This window comes from Hymenobacter sp. DG01, from assembly GCF_006352025.1.
Taxonomy (GTDB): Bacteria; Bacteroidota; Bacteroidia; order Cytophagales; family Hymenobacteraceae; genus Hymenobacter.
In genome coordinates, this window is sequence record NZ_CP040936.1 from 766,969 (window position 1) to 783,621 (window position 16,653).

At 60.9% G+C, this 16,653-nt stretch carries 14 protein-coding genes; 6 read left to right on the forward strand and 8 right to left on the reverse strand.

Annotated features, from left to right (window positions below; translation table 11 throughout):
* Positions 1-291: 291 nt before the first annotated feature.
* Genes FGZ14_RS03215 through FGZ14_RS03230 form a run of 4 tightly spaced genes read left to right on the forward strand, consistent with a single transcriptional unit; the run spans position 292 to position 3,202 of the window.
* Positions 292-1,065 carry a prolipoprotein diacylglyceryl transferase gene (locus FGZ14_RS03215; protein ID WP_139921151.1) on the forward strand — a complete coding sequence of 258 codons (774 nt, stop codon included), beginning with the start codon at positions 292-294 and terminating at the stop codon, positions 1,063-1,065.
* A gap of 7 nt (positions 1,066-1,072) precedes the next feature.
* A complete protein-coding gene (locus tag FGZ14_RS03220) occupies positions 1,073-1,447 on the forward strand; it encodes a pentapeptide repeat-containing protein (RefSeq protein ID WP_139921153.1) in 375 nt (124 codons plus the stop codon).
* A gap of 58 nt (positions 1,448-1,505) precedes the next feature.
* Positions 1,506-2,906, forward strand: coding sequence for a radical SAM protein (locus tag FGZ14_RS03225; protein ID WP_139921155.1), 1,401 nt, complete (start codon positions 1,506-1,508; stop codon positions 2,904-2,906).
* A 14-nt stretch (positions 2,907-2,920) separates the two neighbouring features.
* Positions 2,921-3,202, forward strand: coding sequence for a hypothetical protein (locus FGZ14_RS03230; protein ID WP_139921157.1), 282 nt, complete (start codon positions 2,921-2,923; stop codon positions 3,200-3,202).
* Positions 3,203-3,319: 117 nt separating this feature from the next.
* Here FGZ14_RS03230 and FGZ14_RS03235 read toward each other — a convergent pair whose 3' ends face one another.
* The 4 genes from FGZ14_RS03235 to FGZ14_RS03250 form a co-directional block, all read right to left on the reverse strand.
* Entirely contained in the window at positions 3,320-3,820 is a 501-nt protein-coding gene (locus FGZ14_RS03235) for a DUF5004 domain-containing protein (RefSeq protein WP_180754469.1), read from the reverse strand.
* A gap of 315 nt (positions 3,821-4,135) precedes the next feature.
* Complete coding sequence (gene mutM / locus FGZ14_RS03240; RefSeq protein WP_139921162.1) at positions 4,136-4,954, reverse strand: DNA-formamidopyrimidine glycosylase; 819 nt, start codon at positions 4,952-4,954, stop codon at positions 4,136-4,138.
* 162 nt (positions 4,955-5,116) lie between these two features.
* Positions 5,117-6,019, reverse strand: a complete 903-nt coding sequence (locus tag FGZ14_RS03245; RefSeq protein WP_139921165.1) for a PhzF family phenazine biosynthesis protein — start codon at positions 6,017-6,019, stop codon at positions 5,117-5,119.
* Between the two features lie 131 nt (positions 6,020-6,150).
* Positions 6,151-7,035 (reverse strand): membrane-binding protein, encoded by an 885-nt coding sequence (locus tag FGZ14_RS03250; RefSeq protein WP_139921167.1) that lies wholly within the window; start codon positions 7,033-7,035, stop codon positions 6,151-6,153.
* Between the two features lie 187 nt (positions 7,036-7,222).
* Here FGZ14_RS03250 and FGZ14_RS03255 point away from each other — a divergent pair, with 187 nt between their 5' ends.
* Positions 7,223-8,626 (forward strand): IPT/TIG domain-containing protein, encoded by a 1,404-nt coding sequence (locus tag FGZ14_RS03255; protein WP_219601049.1) that lies wholly within the window; start codon positions 7,223-7,225, stop codon positions 8,624-8,626.
* A 13-nt stretch (positions 8,627-8,639) separates the two neighbouring features.
* Positions 8,640-9,326: a T9SS type A sorting domain-containing protein gene (locus FGZ14_RS03260; RefSeq protein ID WP_257883401.1), complete on the forward strand. Its 687-nt coding sequence runs from the start codon at positions 8,640-8,642 to the stop codon at positions 9,324-9,326.
* 166 nt (positions 9,327-9,492) lie between these two features.
* Here the strand turns inward: FGZ14_RS03260 and FGZ14_RS03265 are convergent, their stop codons facing one another.
* From FGZ14_RS03265 to FGZ14_RS03280, 4 genes are all read right to left on the reverse strand, one after another.
* Positions 9,493-11,289 (reverse strand): ABC transporter ATP-binding protein, encoded by a 1,797-nt coding sequence (locus FGZ14_RS03265; protein WP_139921173.1) that lies wholly within the window; start codon positions 11,287-11,289, stop codon positions 9,493-9,495.
* Positions 11,290-11,593: 304 nt separating this feature from the next.
* Entirely contained in the window at positions 11,594-13,291 is a 1,698-nt protein-coding gene (locus tag FGZ14_RS03270) for an MFS transporter (protein WP_139921175.1), read from the reverse strand.
* Positions 13,292-13,486: 195 nt separating this feature from the next.
* Positions 13,487-15,661, reverse strand: coding sequence for a hypothetical protein (locus FGZ14_RS03275; RefSeq protein WP_139921177.1), 2,175 nt, complete (start codon positions 15,659-15,661; stop codon positions 13,487-13,489).
* Between the two features lie 201 nt (positions 15,662-15,862).
* Complete coding sequence (locus FGZ14_RS03280; RefSeq protein ID WP_139921179.1) at positions 15,863-16,582, reverse strand: DUF305 domain-containing protein; 720 nt, start codon at positions 16,580-16,582, stop codon at positions 15,863-15,865.
* Between the last annotated feature and the right edge of the window lie 71 nt (positions 16,583-16,653).

The following is a 16,653-nucleotide window of genomic DNA, read 5'->3' on the forward strand; positions in this document are numbered from 1 at the left end:
CGAGCATATGGCGCATCAAGCCAGGGTCCGAGGAATCTTGCGTGCTGATGTTGCCAAAGTATCTGTCATGTCGAGCTTGTGGAGACATCTCGCGTGCTGATGTTGGGGTAGTAATCAACATCAGCACGCGAGATGTCTCCACAAGTTCGACATGACGTTTATTCGTTTTTAATATTCTCTAAACAGCTAGCCAACTCTAACTATATTTCATTTGAGTGCAGGCTGACACGTCTTTGGCAGCAGTGCGTTTTGCGTATCATTGCCACCAGCAACTGGTAACCCATAACTCCTTTGTCCTACCCTGTTCACCTCACGTTAGGGCCGCTTATTATACCCATCCATCTGCTGCTGGAGGTGCTGGCATATTCGGTGGGCTACCGCTTCTACCAGCACCTGCGCACCCGCTTCCCCGACCCGATATCCGACGAAAACCGCCTCTGGATTTTCATCGGCTGCGCGACTGGCGCCCTGCTCGGTTCCCGGGTGCTAGGTCTGCTGGAACACCCGGAACTGCTGCTGCACCCGCCCGGTGGTTGGTTGTACTACTTCACCAATAAAACCATCGTCGGGGGCCTGCTGGGTGGCCTGGTAGGGGTAGAGCTAACCAAAAAACGCCTCGGCGTAACAACCTCCAGCGGCGACCTGATGGTGTACCCAATTCTGCTCGCTATGTGCATTGGCCGGCTGGGCTGCCACCTCTCGGGCCTCGAAGACGGCACCTACGGCACGGCCACTACCTTGCCCTGGGGTTTCAACTTCGGCGACGGGGTAGCGCGCCACCCCACCAACCTCTACGAAATCGGGTGGCTGCTGCTCACGGCGGCCGGCTTGTGGCTCGCGGAGCGCCACGGGCCGCTCCCGAACGGCTGGCGCTTCCGGTTTTTCCTGGCCGGCTATCTGCTATTCCGGCTGCTGGTGGAGTTTCTAAAACCTACGACCGCCCCGGCCGGCTGGGGCCTCACCGCCATTCAGTGGGCCTGCGTGGCAGGGTTGGGATATTATGTGTGGTTGTTCGGGTGGGAGAAAGCACGCACAACGTTTCTAAATTTACTGCCTTCTAATTAGCCTCATCATGGATAGAACTGATCTAGCTGTTTATATATTAGAAAAGTATAAGTCCGGGCAACGCTATTTCGAGAATTTAGACATAATGAACGAAAGTTTAGAGGGACAAAATCTTGATGGAATAACTTTTGAAAATTGCTCTTTATACGTCAGTTTTCGGAAAGCTAATTTGACCAATGCTCAGTTTATAAACGGTGGTATTAAAACCTGTGATTTCAGAGAGGCGAATTTGACTGGCGCTCGTTTTGAAAACGTATGTATTGAAAATGCACAATTTGCACGAGCAATTACTATTGGGACTTACTTCAATAATAATTCTTGCTATAGCCAAGAGGTGACACAGCAACATTGGGAAGAGTGGATTAAAGATTATGAGGAATAGAATGACAATTTGCTGCTCATAGAAATTAAGTTAGACTTATAGTGCTTTCCTTTCCACCATGCCCGAACGGCCCTATACCTACTACGACTTCACCCTGAGTTTGTGCCCGCACTGCCTGCGGCGCGTGGAGGCCAAGATTGTGTTTGAAGATGGCGGCGTGTACATGCTCAAGCGCTGCCCCAGCCACGGCCGCCAAAAAGTGCTCATTGCCACCGACGTTGAGTACTACAAGAGCATCCGCAACTACGTGAAGCCCAGCGAAACGCCGCGCCGCTTCAACACCGCCACGCACTACGGCTGCCCCTACGACTGCGGCCTCTGCGCCGACCACGAGCAGCACAGCTGCCTCACCGTCATCGAAATAACCGACCGCTGCAACCTCACCTGTCCTACCTGCTACGCCGAGAGCAGCCCCCTGCACGGCCGGCACCGCACCCTGGAGGAGGTAGAAGCCATGGTGGACGTGCTGGTAGAAAACGAGGGCGAGCCCGACGTGGTGCAGATTTCTGGCGGCGAGCCCACCCTGCACCCGCAGTTCTGGGAGATACTGGATATGTGCAAGCGCAAGCCCATCAAGCACCTGATGGTGAACACCAACGGTGTGCGCCTGGCCAAGGATGAGGCCTTCGTGGCCCGGCTGGCTACCTACGAGGGCGCGTTTGAGGTGTATCTGCAGTTTGATTCCTTTAAGAAGGAAGCCCTGGAAAGTCTGCGCGGGCGCGACCTGCGCGAGGTGCGCCTCCAGGCCCTGGAGCACCTCAACAAGTACAACCTCAGCACTACCCTGGTCGTGACCCTGCAGAAGGGGCTGAACGACGATGAAATGGGCCAGGTCATCGACTTCGCCCTGCAGCAGCGCTGCGTGCGCGGCGTTACATTCCAGCCCACCCAGGCCGCCGGCCGCCTCCAGAACTTCGACCCCGCCACCGACCGCCTCACCCTCACTGAAACCCGCCAGCGCATCATCGAGCAGAGCCCTGTGTTTACGGCCGAGGACCTGCTGCCCGTGCCCTGCAACCCCGATGCCCTGGTGATGGGCTACGCCCTGAAACTGGGCGGCGAGGTGTTTCCGCTTACGCGCTACGTGCAGCCGGCCGAGCTGCTCCAGAGCAGCGGCAATACCATTGTGTACGAGCACGACCCACGCCTACGCCAGCACCTGCTGCGCCTGTTCAGCACGGCCAACACCGTGGATACCATCACCCCCGAGCTCAACCAGCTACTCTGCTGCCTACCCTCTATTCAGGCGCCAAACCTCCGCTACGAAAACCTGTTCCGGGTGATTATTCTGCAGTTCATGGATGCCTGGAACTTCGATGTGCGCGCCATCAAAAAGTCCTGCGTCCACATCGTAAGCAAGGATTTGAAGATTATCCCCTTCGAAACCATGAACCTGCTTTACCGCGACGAAGAAAAGCTGGCGCGCCTGCAGGAGCTGCGCGATATTCCGGTCCTCTAACCTTTTCCTACCCCATGGAAACGCCTGAACCGTCCAAACAGCCCGAGCTGTCCACCGGGGCCCTGCTGGGCCGGGTAGTGGCAGCTAATTTCGCCGCCTTGTTGGTACTCAGTAGTCTGGGCGGCTTTATCGGGATGCTGGCCCTGCCGGTACTGAACCTGGTAATCGGGGTGGCGCTTCTGTTTACCGCCCACCGCAAGCTGGGCAAGGTCATGCTCGTGTCGGGGCTGGTGGTGGGCTTGCTGGGGCTGGGCACCTGCGCCCTTATCCTCAGTAATCTGCGCGTCAATCACTGACAGCTGGGGTAGGGGCGTTTGGGCCTGTGCTCAGGGTCTCAGAAATTGCTCTGACGGAAAACAAAAAGCCCGGCTATGGTAGCCGGGCTTTTTGCACTTGAACAGGGAGAAAGGCGCTTAGCGCGCGAATACCGAGGTATAGGTGGTAGTGCCTTGCTCGCCGGTTTGGGTTAGCTTGAGGCGCAGGGTCGTGCTGGTCAGCTCTTCTACGGCGTAGTGGCGGGTCACGTCGGGTTGAGTAACCGTCAGGGAGTCGCCGGACAGCGTCCAGGAGCCGGTGAGCTGCTGGGGAGCTTCGGGGTGTGCTTTAAGGGCGGCCTCATCGAGGGTGTAGCTGCCGCCGGTGTTGAACAGATGCAGATTGTCGCGTTGGGCGTCCTTGATGCGCGGGAACAGGTCCACGGCGGGGGTAGCGACGGCACCCGGGGTAGCAGTAACCAGCGTCAGGCCGGTCAGGCGCCAGGGGCCGGCAGCCAGCAGCTCCGGTTTCGATTGGACGGTTGTAGCGGCAGCTGCCACTTCCTGGGCGGGATCTTTAATCTCCTCAATCTCTTTTTCGCAAGAGGCAAATACGAGGGTACTAGCCAGCAGGCTCAGGAATACGGGCAGTTTCTTCATGAAAACGGGTTTTGGTGATTGTACAACAACACGCTTCGAGGCGTAGTACATCTGCGGCATAAGCCTCACTTTTTACGTCCAACTTCTCTACTACCTGGCCGCCCGTGGGCTTCCGATAATACAAAGGTAGTAGATTGTAATTAATACTGGTTCAGGCGATTAGAAAAATTAACTGATTCGTGATACCTGGTATCTGTGAGGTGCAATATCAGCCGTATTTTCTTGCTTTAGAGCCCTATATATCCCCGAAAAACAAAATCAGCCGACTGGGTTTCAGTCGGCTGTACCAAATATAGAATATGGTTTTTTAAGTATTTACCTGAGTTGCTGGCAATGAGGGCAGGTATAAGTAGCCCGTCCACCGACATACGTTTTTTCAATTTTAGTAGTAGCATGCCGCGGACAGAACTGGTGCTGATCGGTGCCGGGTGTCGCGGAATCGTCCCATTCGCGGGCGTGAATAAGGAAGCTGGCCGGAAATTCCCGGTAGGTAGCCTCATGCCCGATGGCCGTACGCAGGACCAGCTGAATAGCGCCGTGCAGGTCCTCAAACTCAGGAGTAGTCAGGGTGTGGGCCGGGCGCTCCGGGTGCAGGCGTGCCTGAAACAGCACTTCATCTACAATCCAATTCCCGAGGCCCGCCGTGATGCTCTGGTCCAGCAGCAGCGGTTTTAGGAAAGTTTTGCGTTTGGCGAGCTTGTTCTGCAGTTGCTCGGCGGTAACATCTAGGGCGTCGGGGCCCAGCTTTTTCGCCTGTTGATACTGCGCTATGCCTTCGGCCAGCCGGATGCGGCCAAACTTGCGCGGATCGATAAACGCCACCCGCAGCCCCGACTCCAGGTGAAAGGCCACGCGGGTAAACCGGGGCGCATCGGCCTCGTCGCGGTAGGCGCCTACGTCGCCGGTCATGCCGAAGTGCAGCACCAGTACCTGCCCGCTACTCAGGAGCAGAAAGCAGTTTTTGCCCAGCCGGCTGGTACCGGTTACCGTGCGGCCCACCAGGGCCCGGCGCAGGGTATCCTCATCGGTGGCCAGTACGTGGGCGTCTTTTACTTCAAGGGCCGTAATGGATTGGTGCAGCATCACCTCATCCAGAAAGCGGCGGTAGGTTTCAACTTCCGGTAGTTCGGGCATGTAAAGAAATGTGTAGGTTAGCAGGAAGCACCCGCGCGGAGAGGGCGGAGCAGCCCTTGGTAACAAGCGCGGCACTAGGCTACGTTCCCGGCCCGCTCAACCTCTGCGCCAGCCCGGCTGCGCTGCCGCGAAAAGCGCCCCGGCGGCCTGCCCGTGCGCCTGCTAGAGCCGGAGCAGGCCCTCCAGCACCACTACGCCAGTGCCCCCTATCTGTACCGCCTCAATGGCCTCGCGGGGGCCATGCACGCTTACCTGCACCGTGCCCGGCCGGCCCAGCCAGTGACCCTGCTCAGCTATAAAATGCGGGCTGCTAAGAAAGCCGTAGTGCCAGAGGTAGGCAGCCATGCCGCCGGTAGCCGAGCCGGTTACGGCGTCTTCGAGCACATCGGGCGGGGTGCACAGGTGGCGGGCAAAGGTGGTGCCGGCGGGCGTGGCCCCTTCCAGGCAAAACAGATGGGAGCTGAAGAAGCCGGTGTGCTGCCGGTATTCCTCCAGGGCCGCGGGGTTGGGTAGGTGGGCCCGGCGCAGGGTAGCCGCGTCGCGCACCAGCACCATGAGCTGGGGCGTGCCCGTGCTCACCGTCTGAATTACGGAGCCCGGCACCAGGTCGTCGGGGGTAAGGCCAAACAGGGGCAGTACCTGGGCCGCGTCGTGCACCTGCCCAAATACCGGGCGGCGCTGGGTCATCAGGACGCGGGGCGGGGTTTGGGCCGTGGCGGGGGGTAGGACCTCAATGGCGATGGGGCCGTGCAGCAGCTCCAGCTGCAACCGGAGGTTTTCGGCCGTTGGGCGGGGTAGGCGGCCCGTGTGCAGCAGCGCCGTGATGGTGGCAATGGTGGGGTGGCCGGCCAGCGGAATCTCCTCGCTGGGTGTAAAGTAGCGCACCCCAAACTCGGCTACCTCCGAGCGCCGCACAAAGGCCGTTTCCGACTGGTTGAACTCCTGGGCCAGGCGCTGCATCTGCTCGTCGGTGAGGTCGTCGGCGTCCAGCACTACGGCGCAGGGGTTGCCGCCCAGGGCAGTTTCAGTAAAGGCGTCTATCAGCAGAAAGGGGTAGGAGGACATGGCAGAAAAGCAGGTACAGGATCAAAGGTAGGGCAAGCCGACCAACGGACACGGTGGCGGCCTGAACATGAAAAAAGGCCGGCTTCCACACGGAAGCCGGCCTTCAGGGATAATGCTTGTATCAGAAGCTCCTACGACGGATCGGAGAGCAGGGCTACCTGCCGGCCGCTGGTGTCATAGATGCCCCCATTGCGGCTGATGTAGAGGCGGCGCTGCTGCCCATCTACCAGCACGTAGGGGTAGTTGGTGCTTTCCGAGCGGGTGAGGCGGCCTACAACCTGGGCGGTGCGGTCCTGGCGGTCAACGCGCACCACGCTGAGGCGGTTGGTGATGTAATAGGGGTCATCGGGGTTGTCGCGGAAGGTGATTTTGCCCAGCACGCTCACGGGGCTGGCAGTAGTAGCCACCGTACGGACGGGAGCCGTGGCGCGGTCAGCCAGCACGGCGGGGGTAGCTGAGGGGGCCGCCGTGCGGGTGCTGGCTACAATCTGCTGATTGGCCCGCTGCCACCCCTCGCCAATGGCCGTGAGGCGGGTGCGGCGGCCGGGGTGAGTCGGCGAGGCCTCGTCGTCGGATACGACGGCCATGCCGGCCTGGGCCTGGGCCAGGCTAGCCCCCATTTTCCGCAGCACAAACCCCGAAAACTCGTCGGCTTCCAACTCATCGGCCGGGTTAGAGCCCCCGGCGCGCAAGGTGTGGCCATTGAGGTGGTGCCCCATTTCGTGGGCCAGAATGCTGATGCCAGCCCAGTCGGTACGGCCGGCGCGGTTTACCGCCGCTACAAACTGCGGGTTATATAAGAGGTAGCGCTTGCCGCCATATACCACGGCCGCAGCGTTTTGCACCTCGGTGGTGGCGCGCAGCTCAAAGCGCGGCTTAAGCCCCACTACATCCGTGATTTCGCGAAGCACGTCGCGCTGCCCAGTGGAGGTTTGCGCCACGGCTGAGCCGGAGAGTAGGAGCCACCCGGCAAGCACCAAGCCTGCGAAGCAGCGGAAGAAGCGAGGGTGGTTCATGAAAAAGTCCTGTTAGATGGAGATACTGAGTTGACAAGAACCTTGCCGGAAATCCGCAGCCAAAATAAAGGCCTCAGGACCTAAGCAAGCAAAGATGGTGGCAAGGAACATTATCTTTGGCGCCTCGGTTGCAGCTGCTACGCGAGTGGGACAGAGAGAAGAGGATGCCGAATACCTACTGAGTTACATGAAAAAAACACAATTAACCTGGCAATGGTTCACCCGAGCCGGCGCTAGCCTGCTGCTCCTGCTGGGGCCGGCAGCCGGGGTAGTACACGCCCAGGAAACCTGCCTGCTGGAGCCATTGCCCCTGAGCCAGCGCGTAGCCGCCGCCACGCTGGTAGTGGAAGCCCGCGTAACGGCCGCCCGCAGCCAGGACGAGGGCGCCCACATCGTTACCCTTAACGAGCTGGAAGTTTATAAAGTATTCCGGGGTGCCCTGCCTTCCGGAAACCTGACCGTAGCCACGGCGGGCGGCACGGTGGGGCTGCGCCGGGAGCAGGTTACCAACTCGGCCCAGCTGGCCATAGGGCAGCAGGGCGTGTTTCTGCTGGTGCCCGATGCCCGGCAGCCCGGCCGCTACCGCCTGTACGCCGGCCCGCAGGGGCTCATCAGCTACGATTTAACCACCGCTACCGCCTCCGAGCCGTTCGCGCGGTATGCTTCCATTGCCGAGGAGTTGTACCCAGCCCTGGAAGAACCAGCCGGTCAGGCAGTACGGGCGGTGCGGCCCAACACTGCCCTGCAGGCACGCCTGAGCCGGGCGGCCCGGCCTGCCGCCGCGCCCCTTATCAGCAGCCTGAGCCCGGCCGTTATTACGGCCGGCACAGGGGCGGTACTCACCATCAAAGGGTCGGGGTTTGGGGCCACGCAGGGTAAAGGACTGGTAGGTTTCCGCAACGCCGATAACGGGGGGCAGTCCTTCGTTTCGCCCCTGGCCTCGGAGTACGTAAGCTGGTCGGATACTGAAATTAAGGTGCGCGTGCCCTCGGTGGCCGAAGGCAACGGCGGCACGGCAGGCTCGGGGGCGGTGCTGGTAACCAATGGCACCTCGGAAAGCGCCCTAAGCCTGGACAACCTTACCATTGACTACGCCCGAATTAACCTTGACTATCAGTCGGATGCCAACTCCCCGCTGCGGGCCTACCCCGTCGCACTGGCCGGCCCCGACAAACAAGGGGGCTATACCCTGCAGTACAACGAGCGGTTTGCCGCCAACACGGCCGCTAAGCAGGCCTTCGAGCGGGCCCTGCTCACCTGGCGCAATGGGGTGGGGGCTAACCGCAAAATAGCCTCCACTACTACCACTGTTAACACCGAGGACCAGCGCGACAACATCAACCTGGTTAGCTTTGATGATGCCCAGGAGCTGGACGCCGGGGTGCTGGGGGTAACTTATTCCTACTACGCCGGCTGCAGCAGCGGCGGGGCCATCAGCTGGGCGCTAACCGGTACTGATTACATTTTTGACGGGGAGCAAAGCTGGCAGTTTACGTCGGCCAATCCTGGCAGTGGGCAGTTCGATTTTGAAAGCGTAGCCCTGCACGAGCAAGGCCACGGCCTGCAGCTGGGGCATATTGCATATTATTAAGCCGGGGGCTGTGATGCACTATGCCATTGCGCCCGCATCCCGGAACCGGGCCCTGAGCCTGACCAGCGACGTAGCCGGTGCCAACGCAGAAACGGAGTTCAGCCTTACGGCTCCCAACTGCGGCATCGGGGCGTACTCCCGGCTGGCGCCGGTACCCCTGCCGGTAACCCTGGTGAGCTTCGGGGCGGAGGTAACGCGGGCCGGTGTACAGCTGCAGTGGCGCACATCGGTGGAGCTAAACAGCCAGTTTTTTGCTCTGGAAGCTACCCATGACCCTGCCACTGCGGCCTGGGAGGAGGTAGTTCGCCTACCTGCCGCCGGCACCAGCACTACCCCCCGCGCCTACACCTACCTCGATGCCCGGCCCCTGGGCACGCTACGCTACTACCGCCTGCGCCAGCAGGACCTGGACGGAACCTCGCATTACTCCGAAGTCCTGACCGTGACCCCTGCGTTGGCCGAGGCCCGGCTGATGGCCTACCCCAACCCGTTCACTACGGAGCTGCAGGTGCAAGTGCCCGCCGGGTCGGCTGCTACCCTGCGCCTGCTCGACCTCACGGGGCGGAGCGTGTACGCGCAGCACGTGCCGGCTGCCCAAACCTCCCTCACGCTTACGCCGCCCGCGCTGCAACCGGGCGTGTATCTGCTGGAGTGGCGGAGCGGCGGCCAGGTAGAGCGTACCCGCCTGCTAAAGCAGTAACAGGGCAAAAAACCAACAAGCCTCAACCCCGGAATGCATATTCCGGGGTTGAGGCTTGTGAAGGGGGTAGGGGCAAGCCCCACGGAGCAATAGGCAAACAGGACTGGCTGCTGTAGCGGCGCTGCCGGGCGGCCTTTGCCTGGTAGTTGGGTTGTCTCGCCAGGCTTTACGCCGCGGCAGTTGCGCGGCCCGGCGTAATGGCCGACTGGGGCCGCTCCCCGATCTGCTGCCGCCACATGGCGTAGTAGAGGCCGCGCTGGGCCAGTAGCTCGTCGTGGCGGCCGGCCTCGGCTACGTGGCCGCGCTCCAGCACGAAAATGCGGTCGGCGTGCAGGATGGTGCTCAGGCGGTGGGCAATGAGGATGGTAATGTGCTGGCGCGAGCCCGAGAGCTCCCGCACCGTCTGGCCGATTTCCTCTTCCGTGAGCGAGTCCAGGGCCGAGGTGGCTTCGTCAAACACCAATAGGGTAGGGCGGCGCAGCAGGGCCCGCGCGATGCTCAGGCGTTGTTTTTCCCCACCCGATACCTTCACGCCGCCTTCCCCGATAACCGTGTCGAGGCCCAGGGGCGCGCGGGCCAGCAGCGTGTGCGCGGCTGCTTGGTGTAGGGCCCGAATGCACTGCTCGTCGGTGGCGTGGGGGGCCACGAAGCGCAGATTTTCACGGATGGTACCAGCAAACAGCTGGGTATCCTGGGTTACAAACCCAATTTGCTCGCGCAGCAAATCCAGGTCCAGCTCGGGGCCGGGAATGTTGTTGTAGAGGATCTGGCCGGTAGCCGGGGGGTAGAGGCCCACCAGCAGTTTCACCAGGGTGGTTTTGCCAGAGCCCGAAGGCCCCACGAAAGCAATGGTTTCGCCGAGCTTGGTCTGAAAGCTGATGCCATCCAGGGCCGGGGCGCTGGCCGTGAGATGCTGGAAGCGCACGTCCTGAAACGTCAGGGTCTCAATCTTCTCAATCACCTTGGGGTGCGTGGGCTTCACCTCCTTGGGCGTATCCAGAATCTGCTGGTAGTTGGCCAGGGAAGCTTCCGTTTCGCGGTACACATTAATGATGGTGCCCATTTCCTGCAGGGGCCCGAAAATGGCGAAGGAGTAGAAAAAGAACGTAATAAACTTACCTGGCTCAATCACCTCCTGCACCACCAGAAACACCAGCATGAGCAGAATCACGTTGCGCATCAGGTTCACGAAGGTGCCCTGCACGAATGATAAGGAGCGTAGGTAGCGTACCTTTTTCAGCTCCAGCTTCAGGATTTTTTCGGTGGTAGCGTTCAGGCGCTGGGTTTCCTGCTGGGCCAGTCCCAGGCTCTTGATCAGCTCGATATTGCGCAGGCTTTCGGTGGTGGAGCCGGCCAGGGCCGTGGTTTCGGCCACAATGGTTTTCTGGATGGCCTTGATGCGCTTGCTCAGAAACAGGCTCAGCGTGGCCAGCAGCGGAATTGTCAGGAAATACACTACCGCAATTGGCCAGTACACGCTGACGGCGTACCAGGTCACGAACAGAATGGCTACCAGGGAAATAAAGAGCACGTTCACGAAGCTCTGAATAAGCTTCTCCACATCGGTGCGCACTTTCTGGAGCTTGCCCAGGGTTTCGCCGGAGCGCTGGTCCTCAAACACCTGGTAGGGCAGCTCCAGGGAATGCCGCAGTCCATCGGAATACAGCTGGGCTCCCAGCCGCTGGGTGATGACGTTGGTGTAGTAGTCCTGAAAGTTTTTGGCGATGCGCGACACCATAGCCACGCCCAGGGCCTTCAGCACAAGCAGGCCCGCCCCACCCGTGACGAATGCCCAGAAGGCCGGATGCTGCCCTGTTTTCAGCTTCGGCGATACGTAGCGGTCGATAATCTGCCCCAGAATATAGGGGTCGAGCAGGGAGAATACCTGGTTAATGGCCGCCAGTAGCAACGCCAGAGCCAGCAGGCCCCAGTAGTTGCGCAGGTAGCTGTAAAGAAGTTTCATGAGAGAAAAACAGAGGGGAGACAGGTAAGAAGCACAAACATACCCGGAAGGTTTTTATCAGGGTAGGAGGGTAGGAGGGTAGGAGGGTATGGGGTGAGCATGTGGCGTGTCAAGCCAGTGCCAAACCCATTCGCCTGCCCAGTTCCCTACCCCCGGAAATATAACGAACCCTTGACGCCAGCACGGATGTCAAGGGTTCATTACATTTCCGGGGGTAGCACGTTCGTCAGAAAGGATGGATTCGTCGTGCCTCCTCGCCATGACAACTTACCCTCTCACCCTCCTACGCTCATGCCCAGAGGAACTATGCCGTAGCCTCGCCAGCGGTGCTGGCTACCAGGCGGGTGCTGCCGGGCACCATTAGGGGCGGGGTGGCGGTGGGGCGATAATGCTGAGCTAACAGGTGGGTAGTGGTAGGTGGTTCGGGGCCTTGGTGCAGGGCCCAGATCTGGGTTTTCAGCTCCGCTTCGTCGCGGCTCACGCCCCGGTCGTGCTGCTGGGCATGCTCCTCCCACGATTCGGTCATGAAATACTCCACCATACGGGTTGGGTCGGCCAGATCAGCGTAGAGGCCCCAGCCAATGGCGCCTTCCCGGCGGCGGATGCGGGCCAGCTGCTCCATTAAGTAGGTGAAGGCCGGGCGGTCGGAGGGCAGGACGCGGTACGTGGTGGTGATGATAACGGGGCCATCTTCCGGGTCGGGCTCTTCGGCCAGAATGGGCTCGGGGCGGGACCGGGCGGGCGTATGGTCGAGGCTTTCGGGGGAGTTACGCAGCGAGAACCGCAGGGCCAGCAGCGTGGTCAGGCCCAACCAGCCGGCGGCTCCGGTCAGGGCCAGGGGTAGGCTCGCGCGCTCGGCCACGGTTCCCCACACCACGCTGCCCAGGGCCATGCCGCCCTGAATGGTGAGCAGGTACAGACTGATGGTACGGGCCTGCACCCAACGGGGCACCACCGTCTGCACACCCACGCTAAACGAGTTCAGCACCAGCATCCAGGCCATGCCCACCAACGTCAGCAGGCCATATAGCAGCCAGTGGTTATCGGCGTAGCCCAGCCCCAGCAGGCTCACGGCAAAGGCCCCGGTTGCCAGCGTCACACGCCAGTCGATGCTGAGGCGGCGGTTGAGACGGGGCAGGATGAAGGCGGCAATAACGGCCCCCAGCCCCATGCAGGAAAGCAGCAGGGAGTAGAAGGAGGTGGGCTCGTGGAGGCGGCGCGCTACCACGGCCGGCATCAGGGCAAACAGGGCGCTGGCCCCAAACGTGAAGCTTACCCCCCGCACCAGAATGTGCTGCACCGCCGGCGCAAAACGGGCGTAGCGGATGCCACCCCGAATGGCCGCTACCAGTCGTTCCGTGGCCAGGGTAGAGGTAGCCTGGGGCTCGCGCTTCCAGCTGTACACCATGTAGATAGTAGCTAAAAACGACAACCCGTTCAGCAGAAAAGCCGCGCCGGCCGAGAAGTAGCCGATAACCAACCCGCCCAGGGCCGGACCAAAAGCGCGGGCCAGGTTGAAGCTCACGCTGTTGAGGGCAATGGCCTGGGGTAGCTCCTGGCGGGGCACCAATTCGGGCGTCACGGTTTGCCACACGGGGTTGTTCAGGGCCCCGCCCAGGCCCAGCAGAAACGTGAGGGTCAGCAGCAGCCAGGGGTTGTTGAGGCCGAGCAGCGTGACAGCGGCCAGCAGCAGGGCCACCACGGCCATCCAGGTTTGAGTGGCCAGCAGCATTTTGCGGCGGTCCACCAGGTCGGCCAGGGCGCCAGCGGGCAGACTCAGCAGAAACACGGGCAGCGCCGAGGCCGTCTGGAGCAGGGCCACCAGCACCGGTGAGGTCGTCAGCTCCGTCATCAGCCCTACGGCGCCCACGTTCTGCATCCACGTCCCGATGTTCGACACGAAAGACGCAATCCACAGCATCCGGAAAAACGGAATCTTCAGGGGCGTAAACGGCGAGGCGGACGGAGCAGGCGGGGTAGGGGCAGTAACGGGAGCAGACATGTAGCTCCCTTACGTAGAAGTGGTGATGAGGTAAATGGTGATGGGGTGACAGGTGATGGGGGGACAGGTAAATGGTGAAGAGGTGATAGGGTGTACTGGCGGTAGGCGTCTGCCGTCCACTCATCATTCACCTCATCACTATCTACCTCGTCACCCCATCACCTCTTCACCTGTCACCTGTCACCTCATCACCACTTACAACCTGAGGCCGATGCCGGGGCCGAGCAGGATGAAAGGTTTGCCTTTACCAAGCAGGTAGCCGCCCCCCAGATAAAGTGGGAACGTGAGCTTGGCGTCGCTGCGGGTGGGGTAAATAGAGCCCAGAATAACCACACCCAGGTCGCGGTTGGCGTCTTTGTTGCTGGTGCTGGTCAGGTTGAAGGCGTTGAGCGCCACAAATCCGGCTCCCACTTTATACGGGCGCAGGCGGTTGATTTTCTCGGGGTGGTAAAAGCTCAGCTGCCCCAGCATGGCCAGGGAAATACCACCAAACGAGGTGTAGCTCGACTCGCCCGAGTACTTGGTTAGCAGGCCGCCCGGAAAGCTCACGTCAATATCAAACTTGACGCGGCGCTGCAGCACCAACTCCAGCTTCTGCGAGAAGCCCGGCTCCTGGTACTGGCTCTGGGTATGCTTCACCGTGATGATGATAGTACTCCAGTCGTCGAGGGCGTAGGTTTTGCGGTAGCTGAGTAGGTTGTTGAGGCTGATATTACCCACCTGGCACTGCTTATCCTGGTAGAAAGCTGCCCGCACCGAGCTGCCATCGGGGCACACCACAATGTTATCAATGGTGCGCATCTCAATCAGCTCGCCCTTGGCGTTCTGGGTCCGGATGTCGAAAGTCAGATACTGCTTGCCGTAGAGCTGCTGCTCCGAGTCGATGGCGCCGGTATTGAAGCTGAACACCACGTCGCTGATGGTGCGGTTGTAAAGCACCGGCCCGTTCAGGCGCGTCAGCGGCCGGGGCGATTCGCCAAACGTCACGCCCACGAAATCGAGCGGATGGGGCCGCTGGAACTCCCGTACCGAGAGCCCAAAGCCAGTGGGCTGGCCCGCGTTGAAAATAGTAATGCGCTTTTTATCAATGGTAACCGGCACCTGCACCCGGTACACCACCGCCGCGTCGGAGCGAATACTGGAGTCGGAGGGAATCACCTGCACATCCTCAAAGTGAAACCGAGCCCGGGTCAGCGACTCGCCTTCCAGGCGCACGTCCACGGTTTCGCCGGGGTTCACGGTGGTGTTGGTAGTCCAGTCGCCGCCGCGGTGGCGCACGCTCACGGCGCTGATGGCGGTTTTGGGTGAGATGTTGAAGTTGGTAACGTACTTAGCCTGGTCGTTTTCCTTGATGTAGAGGTAGCTCTCGATCTGGCGGTGGGTGTTGTACACGCGCAGCCAGCACAGCACCCGGTCGTTGGTGAGGTACTGGCGGGTAAACAACTCGGCAATCAGGGCGCCTCCGGCTTCCTCCTGGTCCTCAATGCGGTAGGTGCGCTTCAGATCAAAGGTGCGGCCATTGTCCAGAATAAGCTCTACGCCCCGGCGGCGCGAGGACTCGTCCAGGGTAATTTCCTTTTTATCAACGCTCAGGAAGCGCAGGCGCGAGGCCTTCACGGTGAACTCCTGGCGGATGGGGGGTAGGGCGTAGGTAACGCGGCGGTTGTTATCGGTCAGGAAAGGGCGCTCGGTTTGGGGGCGCAGGGTAAGCTGGCGCGTACCCAGGGCGTTGGGCAGCACATGCAGGCGCAGCACGCCTTTCTCCTGCTCAATGCGGTAATCAATGTCCTGCCCGCGTGTCCATTCCGGCGTCACGCGGATGTTTTTGGGGTTGTTGCTGCTCAGGTCGAACACCTTTTCCTCGCCCACGAACAGCTCCGTGTCCGAAGGCCGGAACTCCAGCGCCGTGCGCGTAACGGGCAGCAGCTTCACGGTTTGGGCCAGGGGCGGGCGCCCCACCGAGTCGGATGGCTGGCGGAAGGTAAGGCTCAGAAACTTGTTGCCGCCCAGGTCCTTAAACCGCAGCTTGGCGCGGTAATACTGGCCCCCGTCCACGGCTGTGAGCGAGTCAACCAGGGTGAAGTCGGCGGAGCGCTGCAGGCGCAGGGCACTGGCGCGCGTCGGCACCTCAGGATACACCAGCAGCTCGGCGGCTTCGTCATCCTGGCGGTAGTAGAAGTACACGTGCGGCTCGCCCTGCACGGTTACTGTGTTGCGGCTCAGGCTATAACGGGTGGTATCGGTGCGCAGGCTCAGGTCGCGCACCAGGGAAAGTTGCTGGGCCTGGGCAGTCAGGCCACAAAGGAGCAGCAGCAGAGCGGCCAGGCCCCACACGCCCGGCAGCCTGCGGAACCCGGAGAAGTTCAACACGGCAATCAAAAGAAAAGCAGCTCCCGACCCACCGAAAGCTGCGCAAAGGTAGGACGCGGCATAGGCCGGTTGCACTTCGGCGGCCCTTTTTTTCCGCAAACAGAAAGCAGAAGCGCCCCACGCTACCCCTCACGGCAGCGCGGGGCGGCCCGCAAGCCGCTACTTCGGGTAGGCCCAGAATCCGCCCGCAGAAACCAGACCCTACCTCTTACCCGTGTTTTGCGCGTGCCAGTCCTGCATCTGTTTGATTTCCTTTTGCTGGGCCTCCAGCATCTGGCGGGCCATTTCCTTGAGCCGGGCATCCTGGCCGTGGGCAAGCTCGGCCCGGGCCATGTCCACGGCGCTCTGGTGGTGCACCGTCATGAGCAGATTGAAATTCAGATCGGGGTTGGTGCCCGCCTGGGGCATGTTCTGCATCATGTCCGTCATGGAGGCGTTCATTTTGCGGGCGAAGGGGTCAGCGGGGTCTTCGGGCTTGTAGTTGGCCGGAGCACTGGCCAGGCGGTTGACACTGGCTTCCAATTCCTTGATTTCCCTTTGCTGGTCGGCCCTGATTTTCTCCGCCATCCGGCGCATTGTAGCGTCCTGTCCGTCGCGCAGCTCCAGGTCGGCCATCACCACGGCGCCCTTGTGGTGCTCCAGCATATGACGGGCGAAATCGTAATCGGTGTTGCCCCGGGGCTTGGTAGCGTGCATCTGCTGCATCATCTCATTCATGGCCGTCAGTTGGGGCGAGGCGCCGGCCGGGGCGGCCGCCGAGTGTCCCATAGCCGCGTGGTCCATGCCAGCCATGCCGTCGGCGGCCGGGGCGTTTGCGGTGGCAGTAGCTTCCGAGTCGGGAGTGTTGTGGGCGTTGTTGCAGCTGCTGAGCAGCAGGGCTGCTGAAAAGAAAGCGGCAAGGCCAAAAGCTGGAGTTTTCATGGTGGCAAGGGGTAGGGTGGGAAAGCTGGGTAGGAGGCGTGAAAATCATGCAAGATTCCGGAAGAATTCCG